The sequence below is a fragment of the Streptomyces sp. NPDC002055 genome, assembly GCF_040296705.1.
Taxonomy (GTDB): domain Bacteria; phylum Actinomycetota; class Actinomycetes; order Streptomycetales; family Streptomycetaceae; genus Streptomyces.
The window spans coordinates 72,874-96,104 of the sequence record NZ_JBEOXS010000030.1; the positions used below are offsets into that span (position 1 = coordinate 72,874).

Sequence of the window (23,231 nt, forward strand, 5' to 3'; positions counted from 1 at the left end):
CCCTGAATGGCAGGTCGGCCGGGTGGCTGGGTTCGGGCCCGCGGGCGGATCTCGATAGGCTGATCTCCGACCGAAGTCTCCCGGCCGGATTCGGCGCGGAGGGGGCGTACTCACCGGAGGACCGGGGGCGGGCGCGGCGCCGGATGCAAGGAGGAACAAGGACGATGGCAGGCGAAGGCAACTCGGATCCGCTGTCGCCGCGGGCCAAACTGGCCGTGACGGCGGGCAGGGCGGCGGCGGCGGTGTCGCGGGCAGCGGGCCGCGGCAGCGGGTCGGTGATCGGCGGCAAGGTGGCGCTCAGGCTCGACCCCGATCTGCTGGCACGGCTGGCCGGGCACCTGGACGTGGTCCTGGTCTCGGCGACGAACGGCAAGACCACCACCACCCGGCTGATCGCCGAGGCGCTGCGGGCCAGCGGCCCGGTCGTCTCCAACGCGCTGGGCGCGAACATGCCGGCCGGCATCACCTCCGCGCTGGCCGGGGGCTCCGACGCCCGGTACGGCGTGATCGAGGTCGACGAGAAGTACCTCGCGGGTGTCGCGCGGGACGTCACGCCGAAGGCCATCGCCCTGCTGAACCTCTCCCGTGACCAGCTCGACCGGGCCGCGGAGACCCGCATGCTCGCCGAGAAGTGGCGGGAGGGCCTGTCCGGCACCAAGGCCACGGTGATCGCGAACTGCGACGACCCGCTGATCGTCTGGGCGGCGTCCTCGTCGCCGAACGTGGTCTGGGTCGCGGCCGGCCAGGAGTGGAAGGACGACGCCTGGTCCTGCCCGTCCTGCGGCGGGGTGCTGCAGCGGCCGGGCGACGACTGGGGCTGCGGCGAGTGCGGCTTCCGCCGTCCCGCCCCGAGCTGGGCGCTCAGCGGCGACCACGTCCTCGACCCGCACGGCTCGGCCTGGCCGATCCACCTCCAGCTGCCGGGCCGTGCGAACAAGGCCAACGCGACCACCTCGGCGGCCGTCGCCGCCACCTTCGGGGTTCCCCCGCAGGTCGCACTGGAGCGGATGTACCAGGTGCAGGCGGTCGCCGGCCGGTACGACGTCGTCGGATTCGAGGGCCGTGAGCTGCGGCTGCTGCTGGCGAAGAACCCGGCCGGCTGGCTGGAGACGTTCTCCCTGATCGACCCGCCGCCGACCCCGGTGATCCTCTCGGTGAACGCGCGCGGCGCGGACGGCACCGACACCTCGTGGCTCTGGGACGTCGACTACACCCGGCTCGCCGGGCACCCGATCTTCGTCCTCGGCGACCGCAAGCTGGACCTCGCGGTCCGGCTGGAGGTCGCGGGCCTGGACTTCCGGGTCTGCGACAGCATCGACGAGGCGGTCTCGCTGGCCCCGCCCGGGCGGATCGAGACGATCGCCAACTACACCGCCTTCCAGGACCTGCGCCGCCGCGTCGGCAACTGACCCCGGACCCGTAGAGGATTGTGAGCATGAGCGACAGCAGCCTGCGCCTGGTATGGATCTACCCGGACCTGCTGAGCACCTACGGCGACCAGGGGAACGCCCTGGTCGTGGAACGCCGGGCGCGGCAGCGCGGACTGGATGTGGCACGTGTGGACGTGCGCTCCGACCAGCCGCTGCCCACCTCGGGTGACATCTATCTGATCGGCGGCGGCGAGGACCGGCCGCAGCGGCTGGCCGCCGAGCGGCTGCGCCGGGACGGCGGTCTCAACCGCGCGGTCGCCAACGGCGCGATCGTCTTCTCGGTGTGCGCCGGCTACCAGATCCTGGGGCACGAGTTCATCAACGACCTCGGCGAGCGGGAGCAGGGCCTCGGCCTGCTCGACGTGGTGAGCACCCGCGGCGAGGGCGCCCGCTGCGTCGGTGACGTGCTGGCGGACATCGACGAGCGGCTCGGCCTGCCGCCGCTGACCGGCTTCGAGAACCACCAGGGCGTCACGCACCTCGGCCCCACCGCACGGCCGCTCTCCCGCGTCCGGTTCGGCAACGGCAACGGCACGGGCGACGGCTTCGAGGGCGCGTACAACGACACCGTCTTCGGCACCTACATGCACGGCCCCGTGCTGGCCCGCAACCCGCTCATCGCGGACCTGCTGCTGAAGCTCGCGCTGGACGTGAACGCGCTGCCGCCGGTCGACGACCGCTGGTACGAGGCGCTGCGCACCGAGCGCATCGCCGCGGCCACCCAGCCGGCCTGACCGGCCGGCTCCGCCCGACCGCCCACCAGGCGGACAGGTGTGTCCCCGCCTCCCGGCGCTTGTAGGGTGGCGGGGATCCATCCGGACGACGGGGTCCGGCCGTCCGGACCCTTTGCAGAGGTATTTCGAGCAATGCGCATTGGTGTGCTCACCTCCGGTGGCGACTGCCCCGGTCTGAACGCCGTCATCCGCTCCGTCGTGCACCGCGCGGTGGCGGACCACGGTGACGAGGTCATCGGCTTCCACGACGGGTGGAAGGGCCTCCTGGAGTGCGACTACCGCAAGCTGGACCTCGATGCCGTCGGCGGCATCCTGGCCCGCGGCGGCACCATCCTCGGATCGTCCCGGGTACAGCCCGCGCATCTGCGCGACGGAGTGGAGCGCGCCCGGGGCCATGTGGCCGAGCTCGGGCTGGACGCGATCATTCCGATCGGCGGCGAGGGCACCCTCAAGGCGGCCCGGCTGCTCTCCGACGCCGGTCTGCCGATCGTCGGGGTCCCGAAGACCATCGACAACGACATCGCGTCGACCGATGTGACCTTCGGCTTCGACACGGCGGTGGGGGTCGCGACCGAGGCCCTGGACCGGCTGAAGACGACGGCCGAGTCCCACCAGCGGGTGCTCATCGTCGAGGTCATGGGCCGGCACACCGGGTGGATCGCGCTGCACTCGGGCATGGCCGCGGGCGCCCACGCGATCGTCGTGCCGGAACGCCCCTTCGACATCCACGAGTTGACCGAGGTCGTCGGCGCGCGCTTCTCGGCGGGCAAGAAGTTCGCCATCGTGGTCGTCGCGGAGGGCGCGAAGCCCCGCGAGGGCTCCATGGAGTGGGACGAGGGCGGCAAGGACGTCTACGGGCACGAGCGGTTCGCCGGGGTCGCCCGGCAGCTCTCCGTCGAGCTGGAGGAGCGCCTCGGCAAGGAGGCCCGCCCGGTGATCCTCGGCCATGTGCAGCGCGGCGGCACGCCCACCGCGTACGACCGGGTGCTCGCCACCCGTTTCGGCTGGCACGCGGTGGAGGCCGTGCACCGCGGCGAGTTCGGGACGTTGACGGCGCTGCGCGGGACGGACATCACGCTGGTGCCGCTGGCGGAGGCCGTGGAGACGCTGAAGACGGTGCCGGCCGAGCGCTACACCGAGGCCGAGTGCGTGCTCTGACCTGACGCGCCGCCCACCGGAGACCGGCCGGACCGGTCCGGAACACCGCGGAGCCGCCCCCGGCCGGAACTCCGGCCGGGGGCGGCTCTAGTCTGGAGCGGAACATTCGGGTGCGAAACAGGAGCGAGTGGATGGATCACGGCGGGCACGGCATGACGATGGATCTGCCGCCGTTCACGCTGGGGCGGGGTCTGGAGTTCACGGGAGAGCCGTTCTTCCTGATCGGCTCCGTGGTGGCAGTGGCGCTGTACGGCTGGGCCGTCGTCCGGCTGCGGCAGCGCGGCGATCGCTGGCCGGTGAGCCGCACGGTCTCCTTCGTGACCGGGGTGCTGACGGTCGCGCTCGTCATGTGCACCGCGCTGAACGAGTACGGCATGGTCATGTTCAGCGTGCACATGGTCCAGCACATGGTGATCAGCATGCTGTCGCCGATCCTGCTGCTGCTGGGCGCTCCGATGACGCTGACGCTGCGGGCGCTGCCGTCCGCGGGCCGGGGCCGTACGGGGCCGCGGGAGCTGGTGGTGGCGCTGCTGCACAGCCGCTACATGCGGATCATCACGCACCCGGCGTTCACGATCCCGCTGTTCATCGCGAGCCTGTACGCCCTCTACTTCACCTCGCTCTTCGACTTCCTCATGGGCAGCAAGGCCGGGCACATCGCGATGATGGTGCACTTCCTGGCGGTGGGGCTGGTCTTCTTCTGGCCGATCATGGGCGTGGACCCGGGGCCGCACCGGCCCGGCTATGTGATGCGGATGCTGGAGCTGTTCGCCGGTATGCCGTTCCACGCCTTCTTCGGCATCGCGCTGATGATGGCGACCGAGCCCATGGTGTCGACCTACGCCCATCCGCCGTCCTCGCTGGGGCTCGACCCGCTGTCCGACCAGAACGCCGCGGGCGGCATCGCCTGGGCGTTCAGCGAGATCCCGTCGGTGATCGTGCTGGTGGCCCTGGTCTTCCAGTGGTACCGGTCCGAGCAGCGGCAGGCACGGCGCACGGACCGCGCCGCCGAGCGGGACGGTGACAAGGAGCTGGAGGCGTACAACGCCTACCTCGCCTCGCTGCAGGCCCGCGGCCGGTGACGGTACGACGGAGTCCGTACGGCGCCGGGGCCGGTGGCGCCCGGGTGCGTGGGCCGATGCCCCGTGTGCGGCGGGCCGCCACGCCCCGCGGACCGGCCGGCCGCTGACCGGGCGGTAGCGGGAGGAGCCGTCCCGGGGGGACGATGGACTCCTGGGTACCGCCCGGGGCGGAGCGCCGCCCCCGGGCCGGGCCCGGGAGGAGGCTGCGGGATGCCCGGATCTGCGAAGGCGATGGCGGGGTGCACGGTCGGCGGCCTGGTGCTGGCGACCGCGTACACCGTGGCACTGGGCGGCAACGGCTGGCTCTGGTTCGCGTGGGTGGTGCTCGGTCTGGTCACCCTGGGCGTTCTGGCCACGAGCGGCACACGCCGCGTCTGACCCCGGGGCCCGGCCCGCTGCCCCCATGGCAGGCACCGTGGGCGGGGCGGACCGGCGCACCCGCGGTGCCTGCTATGGGGGGGGCAACGGGGCCGGGCGGACCGGCGCGCCCCGGCCCGCCTCGTTCAGATCTGGTCCCGCCTCGTTCAGCCCTGGTGAGAAGCGGTGCGGTAGCGGCTGCGGAATTCGGCGAGGAGTTCGTCGGTGACCTCGGCACCGGCGGCCACCGCCGCGTGCACGTCACGGAAGTAGCCCTCGTACCCGGCGGGCGTGTAGAGACAGAGGGCGCGGCACATTTCCGTACCGGCGTTCCGGAAGCCGTGCGGGGTGCCGCGGACGGCCGCCAGGAGATGGCCCGGCCCGACGGTCACTTCCCCGTCGCCGTTGTGGAGAGTCAGCTCGCCCTCGAGAACGTAGAAGTACTCGTCGTGCCCGGAATGGACATGGGGCCGGGCGCCGACCGTCCCCGGGGCGAGGGTGAACTCCTCGAACGAGAACTGTCCTCCGGTGTGTTCGGCGGTCAGCCGGAAGAAGTGCTGCACTCCCGCGACATCGATCAGTTCGCCGTCCTCGGGGCGGCGTAACAGGGCGCGGGCATCGGAACTCTGCGGCTCGGTCATGTCCGCATCCTCGCAGAGGTATTCGGCCGGCTCCCCGGAAATGCGACACAGATCACGTACGGCCGGACCCGCGATACGGCACCACCGCACCGGAATCCCGATTTCCGTTCACGAAAAGGGAGTTCACGACTCCGGAAGACTCGTCCCGGTACGGACGGCCGCAATTCCTGGCCGGAATCCGGGGCGGCCGGAGTCCGTACCGACCGGATTCCGGCCCGACCGGATTCCGGGGACGCGGGCCGCGCGTCCCCGCCGGAGGGCGGGCGCCGTCCGGATCACCAGTGCGCGGGGCGGGTGAGTCCCGCGGGCAGCCGGGTCCGGTCGTCGCCCTTGGCCGCCTGGAGCTGGGGCTGCACGAGGAAGAGGCTCCCGGTGAGGTCGGCGCCGCGCAGATCGGCGTCCCGGAAGTCCGCCCCGATGACGTCCGCGGTCCGCAGATCGGCCTTCCGCAGGTCGGCCGCGATCAGCAGGGCTCCCCGCAGGTTGGCACCGCGCAGATCGGCGCCCCGCAGATCGGCTCCGACGAGGTCGGCGCCCCGGTGGTTCCTCCGTCGGCCGGGGACGTCGGCCCGCACCAGTTCGCCGGCGCGCAGCAGCAGCTCGCTGACCTCCCCGCGGAGGGCCGGCACATCGGCCGCCAGGACCGCCTCGGCGCTGCCGCGGGTGAGCCGGTCGAGGGTGTGCAGGGCGCGCCGGAGGTCGGCGTGCAGGGGACGGGCCCGGGGCAGGGACAGGGCCTCGGTCAGATAGTGGAGCAGCTCATGGAGCTGCCGCATCACGGGGAACACGGCGAACATCTGCGGAGCGAGACCGGGAGCCTGCCGCCAGTCCTGTCCGCCGAAGGTCTCCTGGGAGACCCGCTGTCCCGCGCCGAAGCAGTCGAAGACCGTGCAGCCGGAGAAGCCCCGGTCGCGCAGGTCGGCGTGGATGCCGCAGCGGAAGTCCCGCTGGAGGTTGCCGCAGGGCCGCCCGGCAGGCTTGTCGACGGCGAAGTCGGCCGAGGCGGCGAAGGGCAGCGCGACGCAGCACAACCCGAAGCACGCTCCGCAGTCGGCGCGGAGGGAGGCGGGATCCACTTCGGTACGGTCGGCGGGGCTCTGACGGGACAACGGGACCTCTTCTGCACGGGGTGGGGCACCGAGCCGGCGATGCACGGGGCAACGGCCGCCATTCTCCCTGATCGCCGTGGCTCTCCGGCACGGATTTTCTCGCCCGCACGTGGACGGCAGTCCATCGACGATCGGGCCGCCGGACTGTCCGGGGCCAGCGGCGACCGACGGATTCCGCGCACCGCCGCACGGTTCGGTGCGGCCCGCGTCACCTCATCCGGCGCACGGCCGCTCGCCCGCGAGGGCGCTCCGGTGCGGACCGTCAGCCCGCCCGGACGAGGAACCGCTGGTCGGCCGCGCCGGTGCATCCCTCCTGGGTCGCCTCGGCCCCCTCGGTGGTGTCGTTGTCGACGATGCCGATGCACCGGCTGCTGTGGGCCGGGCGCAGCCGGAAGCCTGCGGTGCCGCCGGTGGCGGTGGGCTCCAGACGGAACAGGGTGGCCTGGGCACAGTTGTCCCGGGGTTCGAGCATGTTCCTGACCGGGCCCGCACTCATGACCGTCAGGCACCCTTTCCCCAGCTGCGGATGGTGCCACTGGATGCGGTAGAGGCCCTCGCCGGCGGGTTCGAGGTAGGTGCGCGGCACGGTGGCCCGGGCGCAGCGGAGCTGGACGGCGACGGCGCTGGGGTAGGCGGCGTCCCGGTCGCGTCCGTCGGTGAGGCAGAGACCGGGCGTACGGGCGGGGCGGATGGTGACCCAGCCGTCGGCGGGAGCCCGGGGCGTGGTGGGCGTCCTGAGCCCGGTGGGTCCGGTGGGCTTGGTGGCCGCGGCCCCCGGTGCGCTCGGTTCCCGGGAGCTGTCGGAGAGGAGGACCCAGGCGGCCAAGGCAGTGAGCAGGACCGCGAGGACAGTGGTGAGCGCGACGGTGCGGCTCTTTGCACGACCCGACCGCGAGTCCGCGAGCTCCGCGAGCTCCGTGGGCTCCGTGGGTTGCTGGGTCTGCGGTTGCGCCTCCGGCCCGGGCGCCGTGCCCGGCTCGGCAGCGGTCTCCACGGCGATCCGGCTTCTGGCCTCCAGCCAGTCCCCGGCCCGCTCCCCGTCCCCGCAGGCGCGGACGAAGGCGGCCAGCACGTCGGGGCGGGGCAGGCTCGTCCGTCGGAGGATGTCGGCCAGCGTGCTGCGCGCCAGCACGTCACCGTTCCGAGTGGCCCGCTCCTCCAGTTCACGGTAGGTCAGTCCCGAACGGTCCTTGAGCCGCCGCATCAACAGGACGAAGCCGGCAGCGTCCTGGGCTTCGAACGGTGACAACTCCCCCGGGCGCCCCATGAGAAGCCATCCTGCTACGGCCGTGGCAGGAGGAACAACGGCGGATCTCGCCATGTCCGAAGGGTCGCGACCCTAGGCAAGGCCGTAGCCGGCCTGGACAGTACGGGGCAGTCCGGGACAGCCGGTTGCCGTTGCTTGTGCCCACCGGCCGCGCGATGCTGCTGCTGGACATGGCCAGCCCCGAGGACGCAGCGCTCCGCGAAGGGGCCGAGCGGTAGCCGGCCCGGGCGCCGGGATGCACATTCCGGGGCGTGCCGAGCGGCCACCGCCGAGGCACGGAGGCGGTACGGCGCGGCAGGTCACCGCCGGAGAAACGGCCCAGGATCGGCATCGTCCACTAACGGATCACCACAACCCGTAGTTAGAATCCTCACCTGACAAGCCATCATCAATTTCAGCAACGCGTCGGCATGAGTTCCGATCGGCGATGGTTGAAGGCGGCGATAATTGCACACAGAATGAAGCAACCCCGCAACACCGGTTGACCTGGCAAACACAGCCCCGGAGCCGATCCGGTACAGTTGGGAGCGAACCCGTGTTCTATTACGTGCTCAAATACGTGATCCTCGGACCGTTGTTGCGACTGCTGTTCCGACCACGGATCGAAGGTCTCGAGCACGTGCCCGAGGAGGGGGCGGCGATCGTCGCCGGCAATCATCTGTCCTTCTCGGACCACTTTCTGATGCCCGCGATTCTGCGCCGCCGGATCACTTTTCTCGCGAAGGCGGAATACTTCACCGGGCCGGGCCTCAAGGGACGGCTGACGGCCGCCTTCTTCCGCAGCGCCGGGCAGATCCCCGTTGACCGCTCGGGCGGCAAGGCCGGCCAGAACGCCATCCGGGAAGGACTGGGTGTACTGAGCAAGGACGAATTGCTCGGCATCTATCCCGAAGGCACCCGGTCGCACGACGGACGGCTCTACAAGGGCCGGGTGGGGGTCGCGTCCATGGCGGTCCAGGCACAGGTCCCGGTGGTGCCCTGCGCCATGGTCGGCACGTTCGAGATCCAGCCGCCCGGCCGGGTGCTGCCGCGGATCAAGCGGGTGACGATCCGGTTCGGCGCACCGATGGAGTTCTCCCGCTACGCCGGGATGGCCGACGAACGCGCCGCCCTCCGAGCGGTCACCGACGAGATCATGTACGAGATCCTCCGGCTGTCCGGCCAGGAGTACGTCGACCGGTACGCCACCGAGGTGAAGGCCGAACTGAAGGCCGGGACGGCGGAGCAGCACCGGCACCGGCTCGTGCACTGACGCGCAGGCCCGCAACGGGCCGCGGACACAGGCGAGGGGACGACCCGGAACTCCGGGCCGTCCCCTCGGTGCTGCGCCGTCGTGCGGTCAGCGCACGGTGGGCAGATCCGCCGCCGCCTTGGCAGCGGCCTTCGCCTCGGCGGGCTTCGGCGTGGCGTGCGGGTCGCAGGTCACGTCGCGACGGCCGAGCGTGCCCTTGAGCAGGTAGTCGTCCACCCGCTCGTTGATGCACGGGTTGACCAGGCCGGTGACGCCGTGCGAACCGGCGTTCCGCTCGGTGATGAGCCGCGAGCCCTTGAGCCGCTTGTGCAGCTCGACGGCGCCGTCGTACGGCGTGGCGGCGTCACGGGCGGCCTGCACGATGAGCACCTTGGTGGCGCCCTTGCCGGTGCCGACGTTCAGCGGGGTGCGCTGCGGAGCGCCCCAGGTGGCGCAGGGCAGGTTCATCCAGGCGTTGGACCAGGTGAGGAAGGGGTAGTCCCGGTGCAGCCGGGTGTTGTCCCGGTTCCACTTCTTCCAGCTGGTGGGCCACTTGGCGTCAGCGCACTCGACGGCGGTGTAGACGGCGTTGCCGTTCTCCGCGGAGATGTTGCCCGCGGTGTCGGACAGGTCCGGGCCCGCCGCCTCGACGAGAGCCTTCTCGTCACCGGCGAGGTACTTGCTCCACACCCCGGCGACCTGGGACCAGGACGAGTCGTAGTACGGCGCGCTCTGGAAGAAGCCGAGCAGCTCGGCCGGGCCGACGACCCCGCCGATCGGGTTCTTCTTCGCCTCGGCGCGGAGCTTCTCCCACTGCTTCTGGACCTTCTGCGGCGTGTTGCCGATGTGGTAGGCGGCGTCGTTCTTGGCGACCCACGCCTTCCAGTCGTCCCAGCGCATCTCGAAGGCGACGTCCTGGTCCAGGTTGGCCTGGTACCAGATCTTCTCGCGCGACGGGTTGACCACACTGTCGACGATCATGCGGCGGGTGTGCTTCGGGAACAGCGTGGCGTACACGCCGCCCAGGTAGGTGCCGTACGAGACGCCGAGGTAGTTGAGCTTCTTCTCGCCGAGCGCGGCACGGATGACATCCATGTCGCGTGCGGTGTTGGGCGTGGTCATGTGCGGGAGCATCGTCCGGCTGCGCTTCTTGCAGCCGTCCGCGTAGCCCTTGGCCAGCTTGCGCTGGACGCGCTTGTCGGCCTCGCTGTCGGGCACCGGGTCCAGCTTGGGCGCCTTCACGAACTCCTGGGGGTCGACGCAGGAGATGGGCGTGGAACGGCCGACGCCGCGCGGGTCGAAGCCCACGAAGTCGTACGCCTTGGAGGTCTTGGTCCACAGCGGGTTCTTGCTCGTGACCCGGAGCGGGAACCGCATCCCGGAGCCACCGGGGCCACCCGGGTTGTAGATCAGGGCGCCCTGGCGCTCCCCGGCCGTGCCGGTGTTGCCGATACGGTCCACCGCGATCTTGATCGTGCGGCCGTTCGGCTTGGTGTAGTCGAGCGGAACGCTGACGTAGCCGCACTGGATGGGCTTGGGAAGGCTCCAGTCCGCAGGACAGTCCTTCCAGTCGATGCCCTGCTGCGCGGCGCGGGCCGCGGCGGCCCGGACGCCCCGGGCCTCGGCGTTGCCGCCGTTGTTCTGCTGTGCGTCGGCGCTGGCGCTGGGGGCGGTCATGGCCCCGACGATCAGCGTTCCCGCTATCAGAGTGCCGGCCGAGCCGAGCACTGCTGTGCGTCTCACGTTGTTTCCCCCTGCTGGGTACGCCGCCTCGGGCGGCGGTGATCACAGAGCTTGCAGGAGGATCCTTCCGTCTATGCCCGGTGGTGCGATAGATCGTGCGACCGAATCTTTACCAAGACGTCAACTTCCGTCCCCTGTATCCCCCACCAGGGCATCCGCAGGACCGTGGCCGGGCGGGGCCGCCCCGCCCGGCCGGAGGACGCCCTCGGGGACGGAAGGCCCACCGTCCCCGGTGCCGCCGCGGGCGGGACGCCGGCTCCGCTCATCCCGGGCCGGGCAGTGCGGAGTCGAGCATCCGCCGCAGCCGCAGCGCGTCCGGCGCCAGCGCGGTGGCCAGGACCGCGGGGCCGGGCAGCGGGGTGACCGCCCCTTCCCCGTCCGCCGGCCCGTCACCGAGACACCGGGCCTCGGGGAGTTCGTCCTCGAAGGCCGGGTCGACGATGAGGAGTTGGCCGACGGCCCGGTGCGTGTCCAGGACGGCCGGGGTGTCCCAGCCGGGGGCCCCGGGACCGTAGGACGTCTCCTGGTCGAGCACCAGCCGGTCGCCACGGCGCACGGTGAGCCGGCTGACGAGCCGGCCCGGCCGCTCGCCGGAGCGGCCGAGCACCTGCTCCTCGCGCAGCACCAAGCGGGCCGTCGGAGCCAGCCGGACGCGCGTGGTGAGGAGCAGATCGCTGCCGGCGGCTGAGATCAACGGCTCGGGGAGCCAGTGCAGTTCGGCCCCCTCCCCCACCCGTACGTCGACGTCGTACGTCGCGGGCCCCGCGGCACGGCCGGGCAGGGCGACGGTGGCCGCGGCCGCGGTCACCCGCAGTGCCGCCCCCGGCTCCACGGCCACATCCAGACGGATCCGGTCACCGCCCAGCGGCGCGCTCATGGCACCGATGACACAGACACCGGCAGCGGATCCCGGGGCCCGGACCCGGCGGAGGGCGAGCGGGCCGTCCCCGTCGAGAACGGGCAGGGCCGTTCCGCCGCGCCCGTCCGGAGCGGCGGTGATCCGGGCGGCGGCCCGGACCGCGGCACCGCTCCCCCGCGCACCGGTCGCCTCGGCTCCGTTCACCCGTGAACCAGCCGCCCGCGCCCCGCTGTTACCGCTTCCGCTCATACGGGCTCCGCGAGCCACGCGGCGCGCCGCTCCCGCACCCAGTCGGCGATCGGCTCGACGCCGTCCTCGGCGACCAGAGAGGTCATCAGGACGGGCAGTTCACCGCGCTGCTCCGCGGCGTCCCGGGCCATGCGGTCCAGGTCGGAGCCGACGTACGGGGCGAGGTCGGTCTTGTTGACGACGAGCAGATCGGCGGTGGTGACGCCCGGCCCGCCCTTGCGCGGGATGTCGTCGCCGCCCGCGACGTCGATGACGAAGATCTGGGCGTCGACCAGTCCCTTGGAGAAGGTGGCCGTCAGGTTGTCGCCGCCGGACTCGATGAGGACGAGGTCGAGCCCGCCCGCGGGGGCGATGGCCTCCTCCAGCTCCTCGACGGCTTCGAGGTTGGCGGAGATGTCGTCGCGGATGGCGGTGTGCGGACAGGCCCCGGTCTCGACCGCGGTGATGCGCTCGGGCGGCAGGACGGCGTTGCGCAGCAGGAACGCCGCGTCCTCACGAGTGTAGATGTCGTTGGTGACGACGGCGACGGAGAGTTCGTCGCGCAGGGCGCGGCAGAGCGCGGCGACCGTGGCGGTCTTGCCGGAGCCGACCGGTCCGCCGAGGCCGACGCGCAGCGCACGGCGGGTGCCGTCGGGCCGCACGGCGTCGGGCGCACTCCAAGTGTGCCGCTGGGGAAAGGTTTCCGGGTGATCCAGGTGCATGTCGGCTCCAGTGGTTCGGGATCGCGGGTCGGAGATTCCGGCTATGAGGCGAAGAGACGTACGGACCAGCCGGCGTGCCGCTCGGCTGCGATGTCGAGGAGCGGTGCGGAGGCCGCGGGGAGGGCGTCCACGCCGTCGTGGAGGGCCTGTTGCGCGGCGACGGCGGCCCGCCCGGCGACCCGGTCGAGCGCGGGTGCCAGCCGGGCGAGGACCGCGGTGGCCTGGAACGGGTCGAGACCGAGCAGCCGCACCGCGGCGGTGGCCGGGGCGCTGACGGATTCGTATCCGGCGGCGTGCGCGGCGTCGAGCGGCGTCAGCCCCGCGGCGCGGGCGGCCAGGCCGAGGACGACGGGCTGGTGCACCCCGCGCGGCCGGGCGGCGGCCAGGGCGTCGAGCTCCGGGGAGGGCCAGACGGCCCGCGCCGCCCGCATCATCTGACGCCCGAGCCGCCGGGCGGTGACGCGGAGAGCGGGGGACGGGGTCCGGGCGTCGGCGGCCTCGTCCAGCAGGACCGGGTCGAGGCCGGCGGCCGCCGCGGCGGCGAGCGCGGCGGCCACCAGCCCCGCGGTGTGCAGCCGGCCGCGGCAGAAGTCGCTCAGGGTCGCGGCGTCGCGGATGCGGCCGGCCGCCACGGCGGCCTCCGCTCCCCCGGAGTGGGCGTGCCCGCCCGCGGGGAACCGCCCGTCGGCGAGCACCAGCAACGCGGCACGGCCCGCGGGCGGCCCGGTCCCGTCCGGTGCGTCGGCGGCCGCTTTGCCGCTGCGGCTCGCGGTGACCGGGCTGTGGGCCGGGCCGTCCGGCGATTCCCCGCGGTCGGCGAGGGGCCCGCCGGGGCCGGGCGCGGTGCCGCAGCCGAAGGTGCCGAACGCGGGTGGCGGGCCGGCGGAGGGCGCCGGGTCCACCGCGACGCCGGTGGCGGCCCGCCGTACCGGCGGGCCGAGGGGGGTGCTCATCGTGCGGGCCGCCCGTTTCGGAGAGGTCAGAAGAGGAAGTACCGCTGGGCCATGGGCAGTTCCTCCGCGGGCTCCGGCTCGACGGCCGTGCCGTCGATGGTGACCGTGAAGGTGTCCGGGTCGACCACGACCTGCGGGCGCGCGTCGTTCTCCCGCATGTCGGCCTTTCCGACGCCCCGGGTACTGCTGATGGCGGCGAACCGCTTGTCCAGACCGAGCCGTTCGGGCAGCCCGTCCTCGAGCGCCGCGGGGGCGACGAAGTTGACGGAGTTGGCCGCCGGGGCCCGGCCGGTCGCCCCGAACATCGGGCGGGGCATCACCGGCTGCGGGGTGGGGATGGAGGCATTGGCGTCACCCATCTGCGCACAGGCGATCTGCCCGCCCTTGAGCACCAGCCGGGGTTTGACGCCGAAGAACGCCGGGTCCCAGAGCACCAGATCGGCGAGCTTGCCGGTCTCCACGGACCCGATCTCGCCGTCCAGGCCCTGGGCGACGGCGGGATTGATGGTGTACTTCGCCACGTAGCGCCGGGCGCGGTGGTTGTCCGCCCGGCCGTCCCCGGGCAGGGCTCCCCGCCGCTTCTTCATGACATGGGCGGTCTGCCAGGTGCGGAGCACCACTTCGCCGATGCGCCCCATGGCCTGGGAGTCGGAGGAGATGATCGAGATCGCTCCGAGGTCGTGCAGCACGTCCTCGGCGGCGATGGTGCTGGGCCGGATGCGGGATTCGGCGAAGGCCAGGTCCTCCGGCACCGCCGGGTTGAGGTGATGGCACACCATCAGCATGTCGAGGTGCTCCTCGACGGTGTTCACGGTGTGCGGGCGGGTCGGATTCGTCGAACTGGGCAGCACATGGGGCTCGGAGACCACGGTGATGATGTCCGGCGCGTGCCCGCCGCCCGCCCCCTCGGTGTGGTACGCGTGGATGGTGCGGCCGGCGATCGCCGCGAGGGTGTCCCCGACGAATCCCGCCTCGTTCAGGGTGTCGGTGTGGATGGCGAGCTGGGCGCCGGTCTCCTCGCACACGCCCAGACAGGCGTCGATGGCGGCGGGCGTGGCACCCCAGTCCTCGTGGATCTTGAATCCGAGGGCGCCGCCGCGCAGTTGGCTGTGCATCGCCTCGCGAGAGGTGGTGTTGCCCTTGCCGAGCAGCCCGATGTTGACCGGAAAGGCCTCCATCGCCTCGAACATGCGGGCCAGATGCCAGGGGCCGGGGGTGATGGTGGTCGCCTTGGTGCCCTCGGCGGGTCCGGTGCCGCCACCGACGAGCGTGGTGATGCCCGAGGCCAGGGCCTCGTCGACGAGCTGCGGGCAGATGAAGTGGACGTGCGCGTCGATGGCGCCCGCGGTGACGATCCTGCCGTTCCCGGCGATGATCTCGGTCTCCGGCCCGATGACCAGGGCGGGATGGACGCCGTCCATGGTGTCGGGGTTCCCGGCCTTGCCCAGGCCGGTGATCCGGCCGTCCCGGATGCCGATGTCGGCCTTGATCACGCCCCAGTGGTCGAGGACGACGGCGCCGGTGATCACGGTGTCCGGGGCGCCCTCGGCACGGGTGGTCCGGGCCTGTCCCATGGACTCGCGGATCACCTTGCCGCCGCCGAAGACGGCTTCCTCGCCCGCCGCTCCGGGGCCGCCGGACAGGTCGCGCTCGATCTCGATCAGGAGGGCGGTGTCGGCGAGCCGGATGCGGTCGCCCGTGGTGGGGCCGAAGAGATCGGCGTATGCGGCACGGGAGAGTTCAGCCATGGTGCACCTCGTCGTGGGTTCCGCCGCGGGTGCGGCTGTGCTGCGTGCCGGCTGCCTCGCCGGAACACCGGGTGCCCGCGGCCCGTCCGGAGCCCGCTCCGACGTTCCGGGGGCCCGCGGCTCGTCCCGAACACGCCCCGACGGGCCGGTGTCCGCCGGTCACAGGGCGCCTCCGGTCTCGCCGCGCAGCCCGGGCACGATCCGCCGCCCGGCGATCGGCACGAGCTCGACCTCGACGGGGATGCCCGGTTCGAAGCGGACGGCCGTACCCGCGGCGATGTTGAGCCGCAGGCCGCGGGCGGCCGCACGGTCGAAGTCGAGACCGGGGTTGGCCTCGGCGAAGTGGTAGTGGGAGCCGACCTGGACGGGCCGGTCGGCGGCGTTGAGAACGGTGACTCGGGTGACGGGGCGGCCGGCGTTGAGCGGCACCGGCGCGTCCTCGAACAGCACCTCTCCGGGGATCATCCGCGCACTCCCCGTCAGCTGATCGGCTCGTGGACGGTGACGAGCTTGGTGCCGTCCGGGAAGGTCGCCTCGACCTGGACGTCGTGGATCATCTCGGGGATGCCCTCCATGACGTCGTCCCGGGTGAGCACCTTGCGGCCGGTGCGCATGAGTTCGGCGACGGTGCGGCCGTCGCGGGCGCCCTCCAGGATGTGCGCGGTGATGAGGGCGACGGACTCGGGGTGGTTCAGCCGCACCCCGCGCGCCCTGCGCTTCTCGGCGACGTCCGCCGCTACATGGATGAGCAGCCGTTCCTGCTCGTGCGGGGTCAGTTGCACGCTTCCCACCTCACCGTCGTCGACGCTCCCGGTCCTGCGGCGGGAGCTGCCCGGATGCCGTCCCCGGGCTGCGGCGCGGCGCGTCGCGGAAACAGGCGTACCACACGCCGTGGCGGTGGCCGCTCTGCCGCACCGGCCCGCGGGGACGGCCGTTCCGGGTTCGTTGCCGCAGGCTACTTCGTGGGCGTTTCCGTGACGTTAACTTTCCCGTCGCACGGTGCCGACCGCTCCTGCGGCATCGATATGAGGCCCGTGACGCGGGTGCCGCCCTGGCGGCGCTCGCCCTGTGAAGGCGCCGCTCCGCGAACGGCCCGGCACGACAAGGGAGTTGCGCGGTCAGCCGTCCCGGTTGCGGTCCCCGGTCTCCGGACCGCGGTGTTCCGCGGCGATGCCGAAGCGGCGGCGTTCGCCGGTAGCGGACTCGCCGGGGCGCACCACCGAGACCGTGCTGATCACCTGGTCGTCCGGGGCGCTCTCCGCCTCTTCGAGTTGCTGCAGGTCAGCTGCTGAAACCAGCGCCACGAGGGGCTTGCCGTGGCGGGTGACGACCACCCGCTCACCGCCGTACACGACGCGGTTGATCAGTTCCGCGAGCTCTGCGCGGGCTTGCGTCACCGGAATCTCGTAGGCCATGCTCCCCATTCTAACGGGATGTACGTCCTGTACATTTTTTACAGACGCTTCGCTCCTTCCGGAGCACCGACGAAAGGTGTACCGATGGACCGCCCCACCGCCCGCCACGTCCTGCCGCAGTTCTCCGAGCGCACCGGCTCGGGGGTGCGCACGACGGATCCGTACTCCAAGCTCCTCGACGAGCGGATCGTCTTCCTCGGCTCGCTGGTCGACGACACCTCGGCCAACGACGTCATCGCGCAGCTCATGCACCTGGAGCACGCCGCGCCGGACCGTGACATCTCGCTGTACATCAACTCCCCCGGCGGATCGCTGACCGCGATGACGGCGATCCACGACACGATGCAGTTCGTCACTTGCGACATCGAGACCGTGTGCCTGGGGCAGGCCGCGTCCGCGGCCGCGGTGCTGTTCGCGGCCGGGGCGCCCGGGAAGCGGCTGATGCTGCCCGGCTCCCGCATCCTCATCCACCAGCCGTCCTTCTCCGAGCCGGTCCAGGGGCAGGCGTCGGAACTGGAGATCCACGCGAACGAGCTGCTGCGACTGCGCGGCCTGCTCGAGGAACTGCTGGCACGGCACACCGGCCGGCCACGCGAGCAGATCGCCGAGGACATCGAACGGGACAAGATCTTCCGAGCCGAGGACGCAGTGGCCTACGGGCTGGCCGACCACATCCTGGGCAGCCGCAAGCAGTCGGCCCCCCGCCGGGCCGGGTGAGCCATGAAGCCACTGCCCGAGCTGCCCCCGCTGCCCGCCCTGACCCGGGCGGAGTGCGAGCTGGTCGACCGGTATCTGGAGGTGCTGGATCAGGTCGGTCGGATCAACCCGGCGCGGGCCGCACACACCTACGGCGCTCTGCGCGCGGCGCAGGCCCTGGTCGGCCGGGCCACCGCCCTGCGGGACGCGCTGACCCTCATGCACGACCGCGGGGAGAGCCGGCTGCACGCCACGACGCTGGCGCGAGCCCTGCGGGTCCTGGACGGCGAGCGCCGCGCGGCGCGGGCCACCCTGCCCCCGGAGAGCGCGGGCTGACGGGGCGCCACGTGACAGATCGGGCGGCCGGCCGTTCGACGTGATCCGACGACCCGTCACCTGACGCGCCCTCAGCTACGGCTGAACGGCCTCGCTCAATCGATGGACCTTCGGGCCGACCCTCGCACTGATCGACTTGCGCGGAGGACGGAGCGGGTGCAGGCGGGGCGGGGGCCCGCCGACGCCCGGAATTCCCTCATTAGGCAGGAATGCAGAAAAGAGCACTACTCACTCGCACGCCACGCATGTGATGAAGATCACACAAGGTCGCGTCGGTCCGGAATCCACGGCGGCGGCAGGGAGCATCCGGGAACGACAAGCCCCGCCGCCGCGGCGGGGCGGTCCGGACGGACGCCGAATCCTGCCGCCGTCCCGGATGACGGGTCGACAGAGAGTGCTTTCGGCAGGAGTGGAGGACCCGAGCAGTGCGGGGCGGACCGCGGCCGTGGGCCGGGCAACGGTCCGCTCCTGGGGTGAAGCCGCTGCCCGCGGCCGGGCCACTTCGCCGTCCCGAACCCGACAGGCCATCCCTCACAGGCGGCTGACGAAGGGTCGCACATGGCCGCACCAACGCACGTCCCCTCCCTGTTCTCCCGGGCGGGCGCCGCATCGGCGCTCACGCTCGCCGCCGTGGGCGGCACCCTGCTGGGCCCCGGCTCCGCCCCGGCCCAGGCCGCTCCCGTCCCGGAGACGTCCCAGGTCAGTACGGTCTCCCCGGCACTCGGCGCAGGGGGCACGGCCACGGCGGGCAGCGGCGTCCGGCCGCCCCGGGGCACGACGGCGCCACCCGGCACCGAGCTGCCCCGCTCCGGACCGCCCGCGCCGCCCGGCATGGCTCCGCCCATGGTCGAGCGGGCCGCGCCCGGGATGGAACCGCCCCCTGATCGGACCGGCCCGCCGGACGCCCCGGGCAGACCGGCCGGCCCGCCGGCTCCGGGGACCGGCGTACCGGCAGCGCGGCCCCCGAAGGCCGACGCCTCGGCGACACTGCCGCGGCCGAAGCCCGAACCGCCCCGGACGGCGCCGGAGCGGCCGAAGCCACCGAAGGCCGAGCCGCCCAGGAGGAAGCCGCCGCGGCGCGAACCGCCGAGGACCCAGGCGCCCCGGGAGGAGCCCGCGAAGCCGGCGCACCGCAGACCCAGGCCCGCCAAGCCGACGAAGCCGAAGGCGCCCCGGCCCAAGCGGACCACGCTGACACCCGGGATCCGGGCGCTGCAGATCGCCGCCTCGAAGCAGGGCGCGCCGTACGTCTGGGGCGCCGAAGGGCCGTACCAGTTCGACTGCTCGGGGCTCACCCAGTACGCGTTCCGGCTCGCGGGCAAGCAGCTTCCGCGCACCGCCGCCCAGCAGTACCACCACACCCGGCACCTCCCGGCGTCCCAACGGCAGCCGGGTGACCTGGTCTTCTTCGGCTCGCCGGGCGGGATCAACCATGTGGGCATCTACGCGGGCGACAACAAGATCTGGCACTCGCCGCGGACCGGCGCCCGGGTCCGTCTGGAGACGATCTGGACCCGCAACGTCACCTATGCACGGGTGAACTGACGAGTCGGCAGGGACTGAACCGACCAGCGTACCGGGCCGCCCGGGGGCGGCGGCCCGTACGACGGCACCGGCGGCCGGCGGTGGCTCCTGTCGGCTGTCGGTGCCCAGGAGTAGCTTCGGCGGCACCGGCAGACCTCCGGCCCCGGCGACCTGGGAGCAGCATGCCTTTTCTCAACCCCGTCCGGCACATCACCGTCGACTCCCGTGACCCGCACGCGCTGGCGCAGTTCTGGTCGGCGCTCACCGGCTACCGCGTCGAGGACACCGACCCGGCGAACGATTTCGCGCTGCTCACCGCGGGCGAACCGGGCGTGCCCGGGCTCCTGTTCATGCGTGTGCCGGAGGAGAAGTCGGTGAAGAACCGGATCCACCTGGACATCCAGCCGGCCACCGGAACCCGGGACGCCGAGGTGGAGCGGCTGGCCGCCCTCGGCGCCACGGTGGTGGCCGACCGCCGTGACGGCGAGGGGCTCGGCTGGGTGGTGATGGCCGACCCGGAGGGCAACGAGTTCTGTGTGGAACGGAGTGCTGTGGAGCGCGGGTCGACGGCATGAGCAGGCGCCGTGCGGGGCCAGGACGGAACAGGCGGGCTGAGACACGACAGGCCGTGCCCGGAGACCGGGGCCAGGGGATCCGGTGTGCCGCGCGCGGCGCCCGGCGGACGATGCCCGCGCCGGACGCCGCGCCGGACGGGGCGGGACCGGGACACCCGGACGACGGTGAGCGGCGGCGGTCAGAGGGCCGGGGTGGTCCACGGCAGCCGGATCCAGACCGTCTTGCCGCCGTCGGCCGTGGGCGTGACCGAGAGCCTGCCGCCGGATTCGGCGGTGAGCGACCTGATGATCACGAGGCCGCGGCCGTTGTCCTGCTGCACCGCCGCGGGCAGCCGCTGCGGCCAGCGGGGGTGGCTGTCGGTGACTCCGATGCGGAGGGTCTCGTCCCGTTCGAGCTGCAGGACGACGGTGAAGGTGGGCGACTGGCCGAAGGTGTGCAGGATGGCGTTGGTGGCCAGCTCGGAGACGATGAGGCGTACGGTGTCGGCCGCTTCGGCGCCCTCCGGCAGGCCCCACTCCGTCAGCACCTCCGTCACGCGGCGGCGGGCTGTGGCGACCGAGACCGGATCGCTCGGCAAGGTGACGGAGGCTTCCAGGTGGTCTGCCATGGCAACGCTGTCCCTTCCCACCGTCCGGGGTCCTACGCGTTGCACGACGGGGTCGGGCTCGGGTTCGGACGGCCGCTTCGCGTCAGAGTGCCACTGATACTGCGGTGTCGGGGGTGATCCCCCAAGATGTACGGAAATCTGTCGCCCGAAGCAGTGAACTCTCCGACGGAAGACCGGATGTGGACAGCGCATGTCCCCGGCAGGACAACTCCGTGACAGGGGCTCGCAGGCTGTCGGAGCGGACGCCCCCGCATGCGGTCCGGAGTGCGGGGCGGCGCGGCGGGGTCAGCCGGCCGCCGCACCGTCCGGGGCCGCCGCGACGATGGTGGCGACCGCCTCCTCGATCTGCCGGTCCGTCAGATCGGCGCGTGCCGTCAGCCGCAGCCGGGAGATGCCGTCGGGCACCGACGGGGGGCGGAAACAGCCGGCGACCAGTCCGGCGGAGCGGCAGTCGGCCGCCCATTGCACGGCCGCCTCCGGGGAGGGAGCCCGCACCGAGACCACACAGGCGTCCGGCCGGACGGCGGCGAGGCCGGCCGCCGTGAGCCGTCCGTGCAGGCCGGAGGCGACCGCGCGGGCCCGCTCCGCCCGCTCCGGCGAGCGCGCGAGCAGCCGCAGGGCCGCCAGGGCGGCGCCGGTGGCGGCCGGCGCGAGCCCGGTGTCGAAGATGAAGGTCCGGGCCGTGTTCACCAGGTGCTCGATCACCCGGGCGGGGCCGAGGACCACGCCGCCCTGGCTGCCGAGGGACTTGGAGAGGGTGGCCGTGGCGACCACATCCGGCGCCCCGGCCAGCCCGGCCGCGTGCAGGGCGCCGCGCCCGCCCTCGCCGAGGACGCCCAGCCCGTGGGCGTCGTCGACCAGCAGGGCCGCCCCGTGCGCACGGCAGGCCGAGGCCAGCTCGGGCAGCGGTGCGGCGTCGCCGTCGACCGAGAAGACGGAGTCGGTGACGGTGACGGCCGGCCCCTCGTGCGCCCCGAGGGTCTTGCGGACGGCCGCCGGGTCGGCGTGCGGGACGACGGCGGTCCCGGCCCGGGAGAGGCGGCAGCCGTCGATGAGCGAGGCGTGGTTGCCGGCGTCGGAGACCAGGAGGGTGCCGTGGCCGCTCAGCGCGGTGACGGCCGCGAGATTGGCGGCGTACCCGGAGGAGAGCACCAGAGCGGCCTCGAAGCCGCAGAACCGGGCAAGTTCCCCCTCGAGCTCGGCGTGCAGTTCGGTGGTGCCGGTGACCAGGCGGGACCCGGTGGCTCCGGCGCCCCACCGGCGGGCGGCAGCGGCGGCCGCCTCGGTGACCTCGGGGTGGCGGGCCAGCCCCAGATAGTCGTTGCTCGCCAGATCCAGCAGCGGGGAGTCGGCCGGTCGCGGCCGCAGCGTGCGGACCAGCCCGGCGCGGTGGCGCGCCCGCGCCTGCTCGTCGATCCAGTCGAACGGGTCGTGGGGCATCGGCCGTCCTCGCGTCTGTGGGGTCTGCCCAAACCGTAGTCGGGGGATGCGCCGGGCAGGGTGTGGCAATACACACACCTCGATAGGGGCGTCTTGTGCCGTCCCTCCTTGGCCGGGAGCGGTGCGGTAGGCAAGGATCTGCGCCATGGATCTGCTGAACACGCTGGTGGACAAGGGGCTGCGTCGCGAGCTGCCCACCCGGGACGAGGCGCTTGCGGTACTGGCCACGTCGGACGACGAGCTGCTCGACGTGGTGGCCGCGGCCGGGAAGGTGCGCCGCCAGTGGTTCGGCCGCCGGGTGAAACTGAACTACCTGGTCAACCTGAAGTCCGGGCTCTGCCCCGAGGACTGCTCGTACTGTTCCCAGCGGCTCGGCTCGAAGGCCGAGATCCTGAAGTACACCTGGCTGAAGCCGGACGAGGCCGTCGCGGCGGCGGATGCGGGTGTGGCCGGCGGCGCCAAGCGGGTGTGCCTGGTGGCGAGCGGGCGCGGGCCGACCGACCGGGACGTGGACCGGGTCACGAAGACGATCGAGGCGATCAAGGAGAACAACGAGGACGTCGAGGTCTGCGCCTGCCTCGGGCTGCTCAACGACGGCCAGGCGGAGCGGCTGCGCGCGGCGGGCGCGGACGCGTACAACCACAACCTCAACACCTCGGAAGCCACCTACGGCGAGATCACCACCACGCACACCTACGCCGACCGGGTGTCGACGGTGCAGCAGGCCCAGGCCGCGGGTCTGTCCGCCTGCTCGGGTCTGATCGCGGGCATGGGCGAGAAGGACGAGGACCTGGTGGACGTGGTCTACTCGCTGCGCGAGCTGGACCCGGACTCGGTGCCGGTCAACTTCCTCATCCCGTTCGAGGGCACCCCGCTCGCCAAGGAGTGGAACCTCACCCCGCAGCGGGCGCTGCGGATCCTCGCGATGGTCCGTTTCGTCTGCCCGGACGTCGAGGTGCGGCTGGCCGGCGGGCGTGAGGTGCACCTGCGGTCGCTGCAGCCGCTCGCGCTGCACCTGGCCAACTCGATCTTCCTCGGCGACTACCTGACCAGTGAGGGCCAGGCCGGCAAGGCCGACCTCGACATGATCGCCGACGCGGGCTTCGAGGTGGAGGGCGCCGGTACGACGACGCTGCCCGAGCACCGCGCCGACGCCCTGGCGGCGGCGGGCGGCGGGTGCGGTTCGCACTCCGGCGGCTGCGCGCCCTGTGGCGACGGCGGCGCCGAGGCCGCCCCGGCACCGGCCGCGGACGCCGGGACCGAGCCTGTCGCGGAGGCCGGCGAACACGGAGAGGCCGACGAGCGCCGCGGCAGCGACGGCCGACGTGATGACGATCGTGCGCGTTTTGCCCTTCGGCTGGGCATCGCGACGGTG

Annotated in this window: 23 protein-coding genes and 1 pseudogene; 11 read left to right on the forward strand and 13 right to left on the reverse strand. The window is 72.8% G+C overall.

The window, feature by feature from the left end; all coding sequences use genetic code 11:
- The first annotated feature begins 164 nt into the window (after nucleotides 1-164).
- The 5 genes from ABT112_RS20030 (at nucleotide 165) to ABT112_RS20050 (ending at nucleotide 4,782) form a co-directional block, all read left to right on the forward strand.
- Complete coding sequence (locus ABT112_RS20030; protein WP_351511362.1) at nucleotides 165-1,409, forward strand: Mur ligase family protein; 1,245 nt, start codon at nucleotides 165-167, stop codon at nucleotides 1,407-1,409.
- A gap of 26 nt (nucleotides 1,410-1,435) precedes the next feature.
- Nucleotides 1,436-2,164: a type 1 glutamine amidotransferase gene (locus tag ABT112_RS20035; RefSeq protein ID WP_351511364.1), complete on the forward strand. Its 729-nt coding sequence runs from the start codon at nucleotides 1,436-1,438 to the stop codon at nucleotides 2,162-2,164.
- A gap of 132 nt (nucleotides 2,165-2,296) precedes the next feature.
- Complete coding sequence (locus ABT112_RS20040) at nucleotides 2,297-3,322, forward strand: 6-phosphofructokinase (protein WP_351511365.1); 1,026 nt, start codon at nucleotides 2,297-2,299, stop codon at nucleotides 3,320-3,322.
- A 131-nt stretch (nucleotides 3,323-3,453) separates the two neighbouring features.
- Nucleotides 3,454-4,404 (forward strand): cytochrome c oxidase assembly protein, encoded by a 951-nt coding sequence (locus tag ABT112_RS20045; protein ID WP_351511367.1) that lies wholly within the window; start codon nucleotides 3,454-3,456, stop codon nucleotides 4,402-4,404.
- Between the two features lie 210 nt (nucleotides 4,405-4,614).
- Nucleotides 4,615-4,782, forward strand: a complete 168-nt coding sequence (locus tag ABT112_RS20050) for a hypothetical protein (protein ID WP_351511369.1) — start codon at nucleotides 4,615-4,617, stop codon at nucleotides 4,780-4,782.
- A 146-nt stretch (nucleotides 4,783-4,928) separates the two neighbouring features.
- Here the strand turns inward: ABT112_RS20050 and ABT112_RS20055 are convergent, their stop codons facing one another.
- From ABT112_RS20055 to ABT112_RS20065, 3 genes are all read right to left on the reverse strand, one after another.
- The gene (locus ABT112_RS20055) at nucleotides 4,929-5,402 is read right to left on the reverse strand and encodes a cupin domain-containing protein (RefSeq protein ID WP_351511371.1); all 474 of its coding nucleotides are present in this window, start codon (nucleotides 5,400-5,402) and stop codon (nucleotides 4,929-4,931) included.
- 275 nt (nucleotides 5,403-5,677) lie between these two features.
- On the reverse strand, nucleotides 5,678-6,478 hold the full coding sequence (locus ABT112_RS20060) for a pentapeptide repeat-containing protein (protein ID WP_351511373.1): 801 nt from the start codon (nucleotides 6,476-6,478) through the stop codon (nucleotides 5,678-5,680).
- A 295-nt stretch (nucleotides 6,479-6,773) separates the two neighbouring features.
- Entirely contained in the window at nucleotides 6,774-7,778 is a 1,005-nt protein-coding gene (locus ABT112_RS20065) for an XRE family transcriptional regulator (RefSeq protein ID WP_351511374.1), read from the reverse strand.
- Nucleotides 7,779-8,313: 535 nt separating this feature from the next.
- Between ABT112_RS20065 and ABT112_RS20070 the strand changes: the two genes are divergently transcribed.
- Nucleotides 8,314-9,030: a lysophospholipid acyltransferase family protein gene (locus ABT112_RS20070; RefSeq protein ID WP_351511376.1), complete on the forward strand. Its 717-nt coding sequence runs from the start codon at nucleotides 8,314-8,316 to the stop codon at nucleotides 9,028-9,030.
- A gap of 87 nt (nucleotides 9,031-9,117) precedes the next feature.
- Here the strand turns inward: ABT112_RS20070 and ABT112_RS20075 are convergent, their stop codons facing one another.
- The 8 genes from ABT112_RS20075 to ABT112_RS20110 form a co-directional block, all read right to left on the reverse strand.
- The gene (locus tag ABT112_RS20075; RefSeq protein ID WP_351511378.1) at nucleotides 9,118-10,752 is read right to left on the reverse strand and encodes an alpha/beta hydrolase; all 1,635 of its coding nucleotides are present in this window, start codon (nucleotides 10,750-10,752) and stop codon (nucleotides 9,118-9,120) included.
- Between the two features lie 262 nt (nucleotides 10,753-11,014).
- On the reverse strand, nucleotides 11,015-11,860 hold the full coding sequence (locus ABT112_RS20080; protein WP_351511380.1) for an urease accessory protein UreD: 846 nt from the start codon (nucleotides 11,858-11,860) through the stop codon (nucleotides 11,015-11,017).
- Entirely contained in the window at nucleotides 11,857-12,561 is a 705-nt protein-coding gene (gene ureG / locus ABT112_RS20085) for an urease accessory protein UreG (RefSeq protein WP_351511381.1), read from the reverse strand. The genes ABT112_RS20080 and ureG overlap by 4 nt, the downstream gene beginning before the upstream one ends.
- Nucleotides 12,562-12,602: 41 nt before the next feature.
- Nucleotides 12,603-13,262 carry an urease accessory protein UreF gene (locus ABT112_RS20090; RefSeq protein ID WP_351511411.1) on the reverse strand — a complete coding sequence of 220 codons (660 nt, stop codon included), beginning with the start codon at nucleotides 13,260-13,262 and terminating at the stop codon, nucleotides 12,603-12,605.
- 278 nt (nucleotides 13,263-13,540) lie between these two features.
- Nucleotides 13,541-15,262 carry an urease subunit alpha gene (locus tag ABT112_RS20095; RefSeq protein ID WP_351511383.1) on the reverse strand — a complete coding sequence of 574 codons (1,722 nt, stop codon included), beginning with the start codon at nucleotides 15,260-15,262 and terminating at the stop codon, nucleotides 13,541-13,543.
- 159 nt (nucleotides 15,263-15,421) lie between these two features.
- Nucleotides 15,422-15,727, reverse strand: coding sequence for an urease subunit beta (locus ABT112_RS20100; protein WP_351511385.1), 306 nt, complete (start codon nucleotides 15,725-15,727; stop codon nucleotides 15,422-15,424).
- A 14-nt stretch (nucleotides 15,728-15,741) separates the two neighbouring features.
- On the reverse strand, nucleotides 15,742-16,044 hold the full coding sequence (locus tag ABT112_RS20105; RefSeq protein ID WP_351511387.1) for an urease subunit gamma: 303 nt from the start codon (nucleotides 16,042-16,044) through the stop codon (nucleotides 15,742-15,744).
- 336 nt (nucleotides 16,045-16,380) lie between these two features.
- Nucleotides 16,381-16,677 (reverse strand): type II toxin-antitoxin system Phd/YefM family antitoxin, encoded by a 297-nt coding sequence (locus tag ABT112_RS20110; protein WP_351511388.1) that lies wholly within the window; start codon nucleotides 16,675-16,677, stop codon nucleotides 16,381-16,383.
- Nucleotides 16,678-16,761: 84 nt separating this feature from the next.
- Here ABT112_RS20110 and ABT112_RS20115 point away from each other — a divergent pair, with 84 nt between their 5' ends.
- The 4 genes and pseudogenes from ABT112_RS20115 to ABT112_RS20135 all read left to right on the forward strand — a co-directional run bounded on the left by ABT112_RS20115 (nucleotide 16,762) and on the right by ABT112_RS20135 (nucleotide 19,808).
- On the forward strand, nucleotides 16,762-17,394 hold the full coding sequence (locus tag ABT112_RS20115; protein WP_351511390.1) for an ATP-dependent Clp protease proteolytic subunit: 633 nt from the start codon (nucleotides 16,762-16,764) through the stop codon (nucleotides 17,392-17,394).
- Nucleotides 17,395-17,397: 3 nt separating this feature from the next.
- A complete protein-coding gene (locus ABT112_RS20120) occupies nucleotides 17,398-17,709 on the forward strand; it encodes a hypothetical protein (RefSeq protein WP_351511392.1) in 312 nt (103 codons plus the stop codon).
- Nucleotides 17,710-18,912: 1,203 nt separating this feature from the next.
- Nucleotides 18,913-19,254 (forward strand): annotated as a pseudogene (locus ABT112_RS20130) (C40 family peptidase); the annotation flags it as partial.
- 161 nt (nucleotides 19,255-19,415) lie between these two features.
- Entirely contained in the window at nucleotides 19,416-19,808 is a 393-nt protein-coding gene (locus ABT112_RS20135) for a VOC family protein (RefSeq protein ID WP_351511394.1), read from the forward strand.
- A gap of 179 nt (nucleotides 19,809-19,987) precedes the next feature.
- On the opposite strand, the gene ABT112_RS20140 is transcribed toward ABT112_RS20135, so the two are convergent.
- The gene (locus tag ABT112_RS20140) at nucleotides 19,988-20,416 is read right to left on the reverse strand and encodes an ATP-binding protein (RefSeq protein ID WP_351511395.1); all 429 of its coding nucleotides are present in this window, start codon (nucleotides 20,414-20,416) and stop codon (nucleotides 19,988-19,990) included.
- Nucleotides 20,417-20,701: 285 nt separating this feature from the next.
- A complete protein-coding gene (locus tag ABT112_RS20145; RefSeq protein ID WP_351511397.1) occupies nucleotides 20,702-21,856 on the reverse strand; it encodes an 8-amino-7-oxononanoate synthase in 1,155 nt (384 codons plus the stop codon).
- 145 nt (nucleotides 21,857-22,001) lie between these two features.
- Here ABT112_RS20145 and bioB point away from each other — a divergent pair.
- Nucleotides 22,002-23,231 (forward strand): biotin synthase BioB (gene bioB / locus ABT112_RS20150; protein ID WP_351511399.1); only part of this gene is annotated, 1,230 nt, incomplete at its 3' end.

What these genes read in the sequence shown, in the direction of transcription:
- ABT112_RS20030 (WP_351511362.1), top strand. Translation starts at nt 165, where the DNA reads ATGGCAGGCGAAGGCAACTCGGATCCGCTGTCGCCGCGGGCCAAACTG.
- ABT112_RS20035 (WP_351511364.1), top strand. Translation starts at nt 1,436, where the DNA reads ATGAGCGACAGCAGCCTGCGCCTGGTATGGATCTACCCGGACCTGCTG.
- ABT112_RS20040 (WP_351511365.1), top strand. Translation starts at nt 2,297, where the DNA reads ATGCGCATTGGTGTGCTCACCTCCGGTGGCGACTGCCCCGGTCTGAAC.
- ABT112_RS20045 (WP_351511367.1), top strand. Translation starts at nt 3,454, where the DNA reads ATGGATCACGGCGGGCACGGCATGACGATGGATCTGCCGCCGTTCACG.
- ABT112_RS20050 (WP_351511369.1), top strand. Translation starts at nt 4,615, where the DNA reads ATGCCCGGATCTGCGAAGGCGATGGCGGGGTGCACGGTCGGCGGCCTG.
- ABT112_RS20055 (WP_351511371.1), bottom strand. Translation starts at nt 5,402, where the DNA reads ATGACCGAGCCGCAGAGTTCCGATGCCCGCGCCCTGTTACGCCGCCCC.
- ABT112_RS20065 (WP_351511374.1), bottom strand. Translation starts at nt 7,778, where the DNA reads ATGGGGCGCCCGGGGGAGTTGTCACCGTTCGAAGCCCAGGACGCTGCC.
- ABT112_RS20080 (WP_351511380.1), bottom strand. Translation starts at nt 11,860, where the DNA reads ATGAGCGGAAGCGGTAACAGCGGGGCGCGGGCGGCTGGTTCACGGGTG.
- ureG (WP_351511381.1), bottom strand. Translation starts at nt 12,561, where the DNA reads ATGCACCTGGATCACCCGGAAACCTTTCCCCAGCGGCACACTTGGAGT.
- ABT112_RS20095 (WP_351511383.1), bottom strand. Translation starts at nt 15,262, where the DNA reads ATGGCTGAACTCTCCCGTGCCGCATACGCCGATCTCTTCGGCCCCACC.
- ABT112_RS20100 (WP_351511385.1), bottom strand. Translation starts at nt 15,727, where the DNA reads ATGATCCCCGGAGAGGTGCTGTTCGAGGACGCGCCGGTGCCGCTCAAC.
- ABT112_RS20110 (WP_351511388.1), bottom strand. Translation starts at nt 16,677, where the DNA reads ATGGCCTACGAGATTCCGGTGACGCAAGCCCGCGCAGAGCTCGCGGAA.
- ABT112_RS20115 (WP_351511390.1), top strand. Translation starts at nt 16,762, where the DNA reads ATGGACCGCCCCACCGCCCGCCACGTCCTGCCGCAGTTCTCCGAGCGC.
- ABT112_RS20120 (WP_351511392.1), top strand. Translation starts at nt 17,398, where the DNA reads ATGAAGCCACTGCCCGAGCTGCCCCCGCTGCCCGCCCTGACCCGGGCG.
- ABT112_RS20135 (WP_351511394.1), top strand. Translation starts at nt 19,416, where the DNA reads ATGCCTTTTCTCAACCCCGTCCGGCACATCACCGTCGACTCCCGTGAC.
- ABT112_RS20140 (WP_351511395.1), bottom strand. Translation starts at nt 20,416, where the DNA reads ATGGCAGACCACCTGGAAGCCTCCGTCACCTTGCCGAGCGATCCGGTC.
- ABT112_RS20145 (WP_351511397.1), bottom strand. Translation starts at nt 21,856, where the DNA reads ATGCCCCACGACCCGTTCGACTGGATCGACGAGCAGGCGCGGGCGCGC.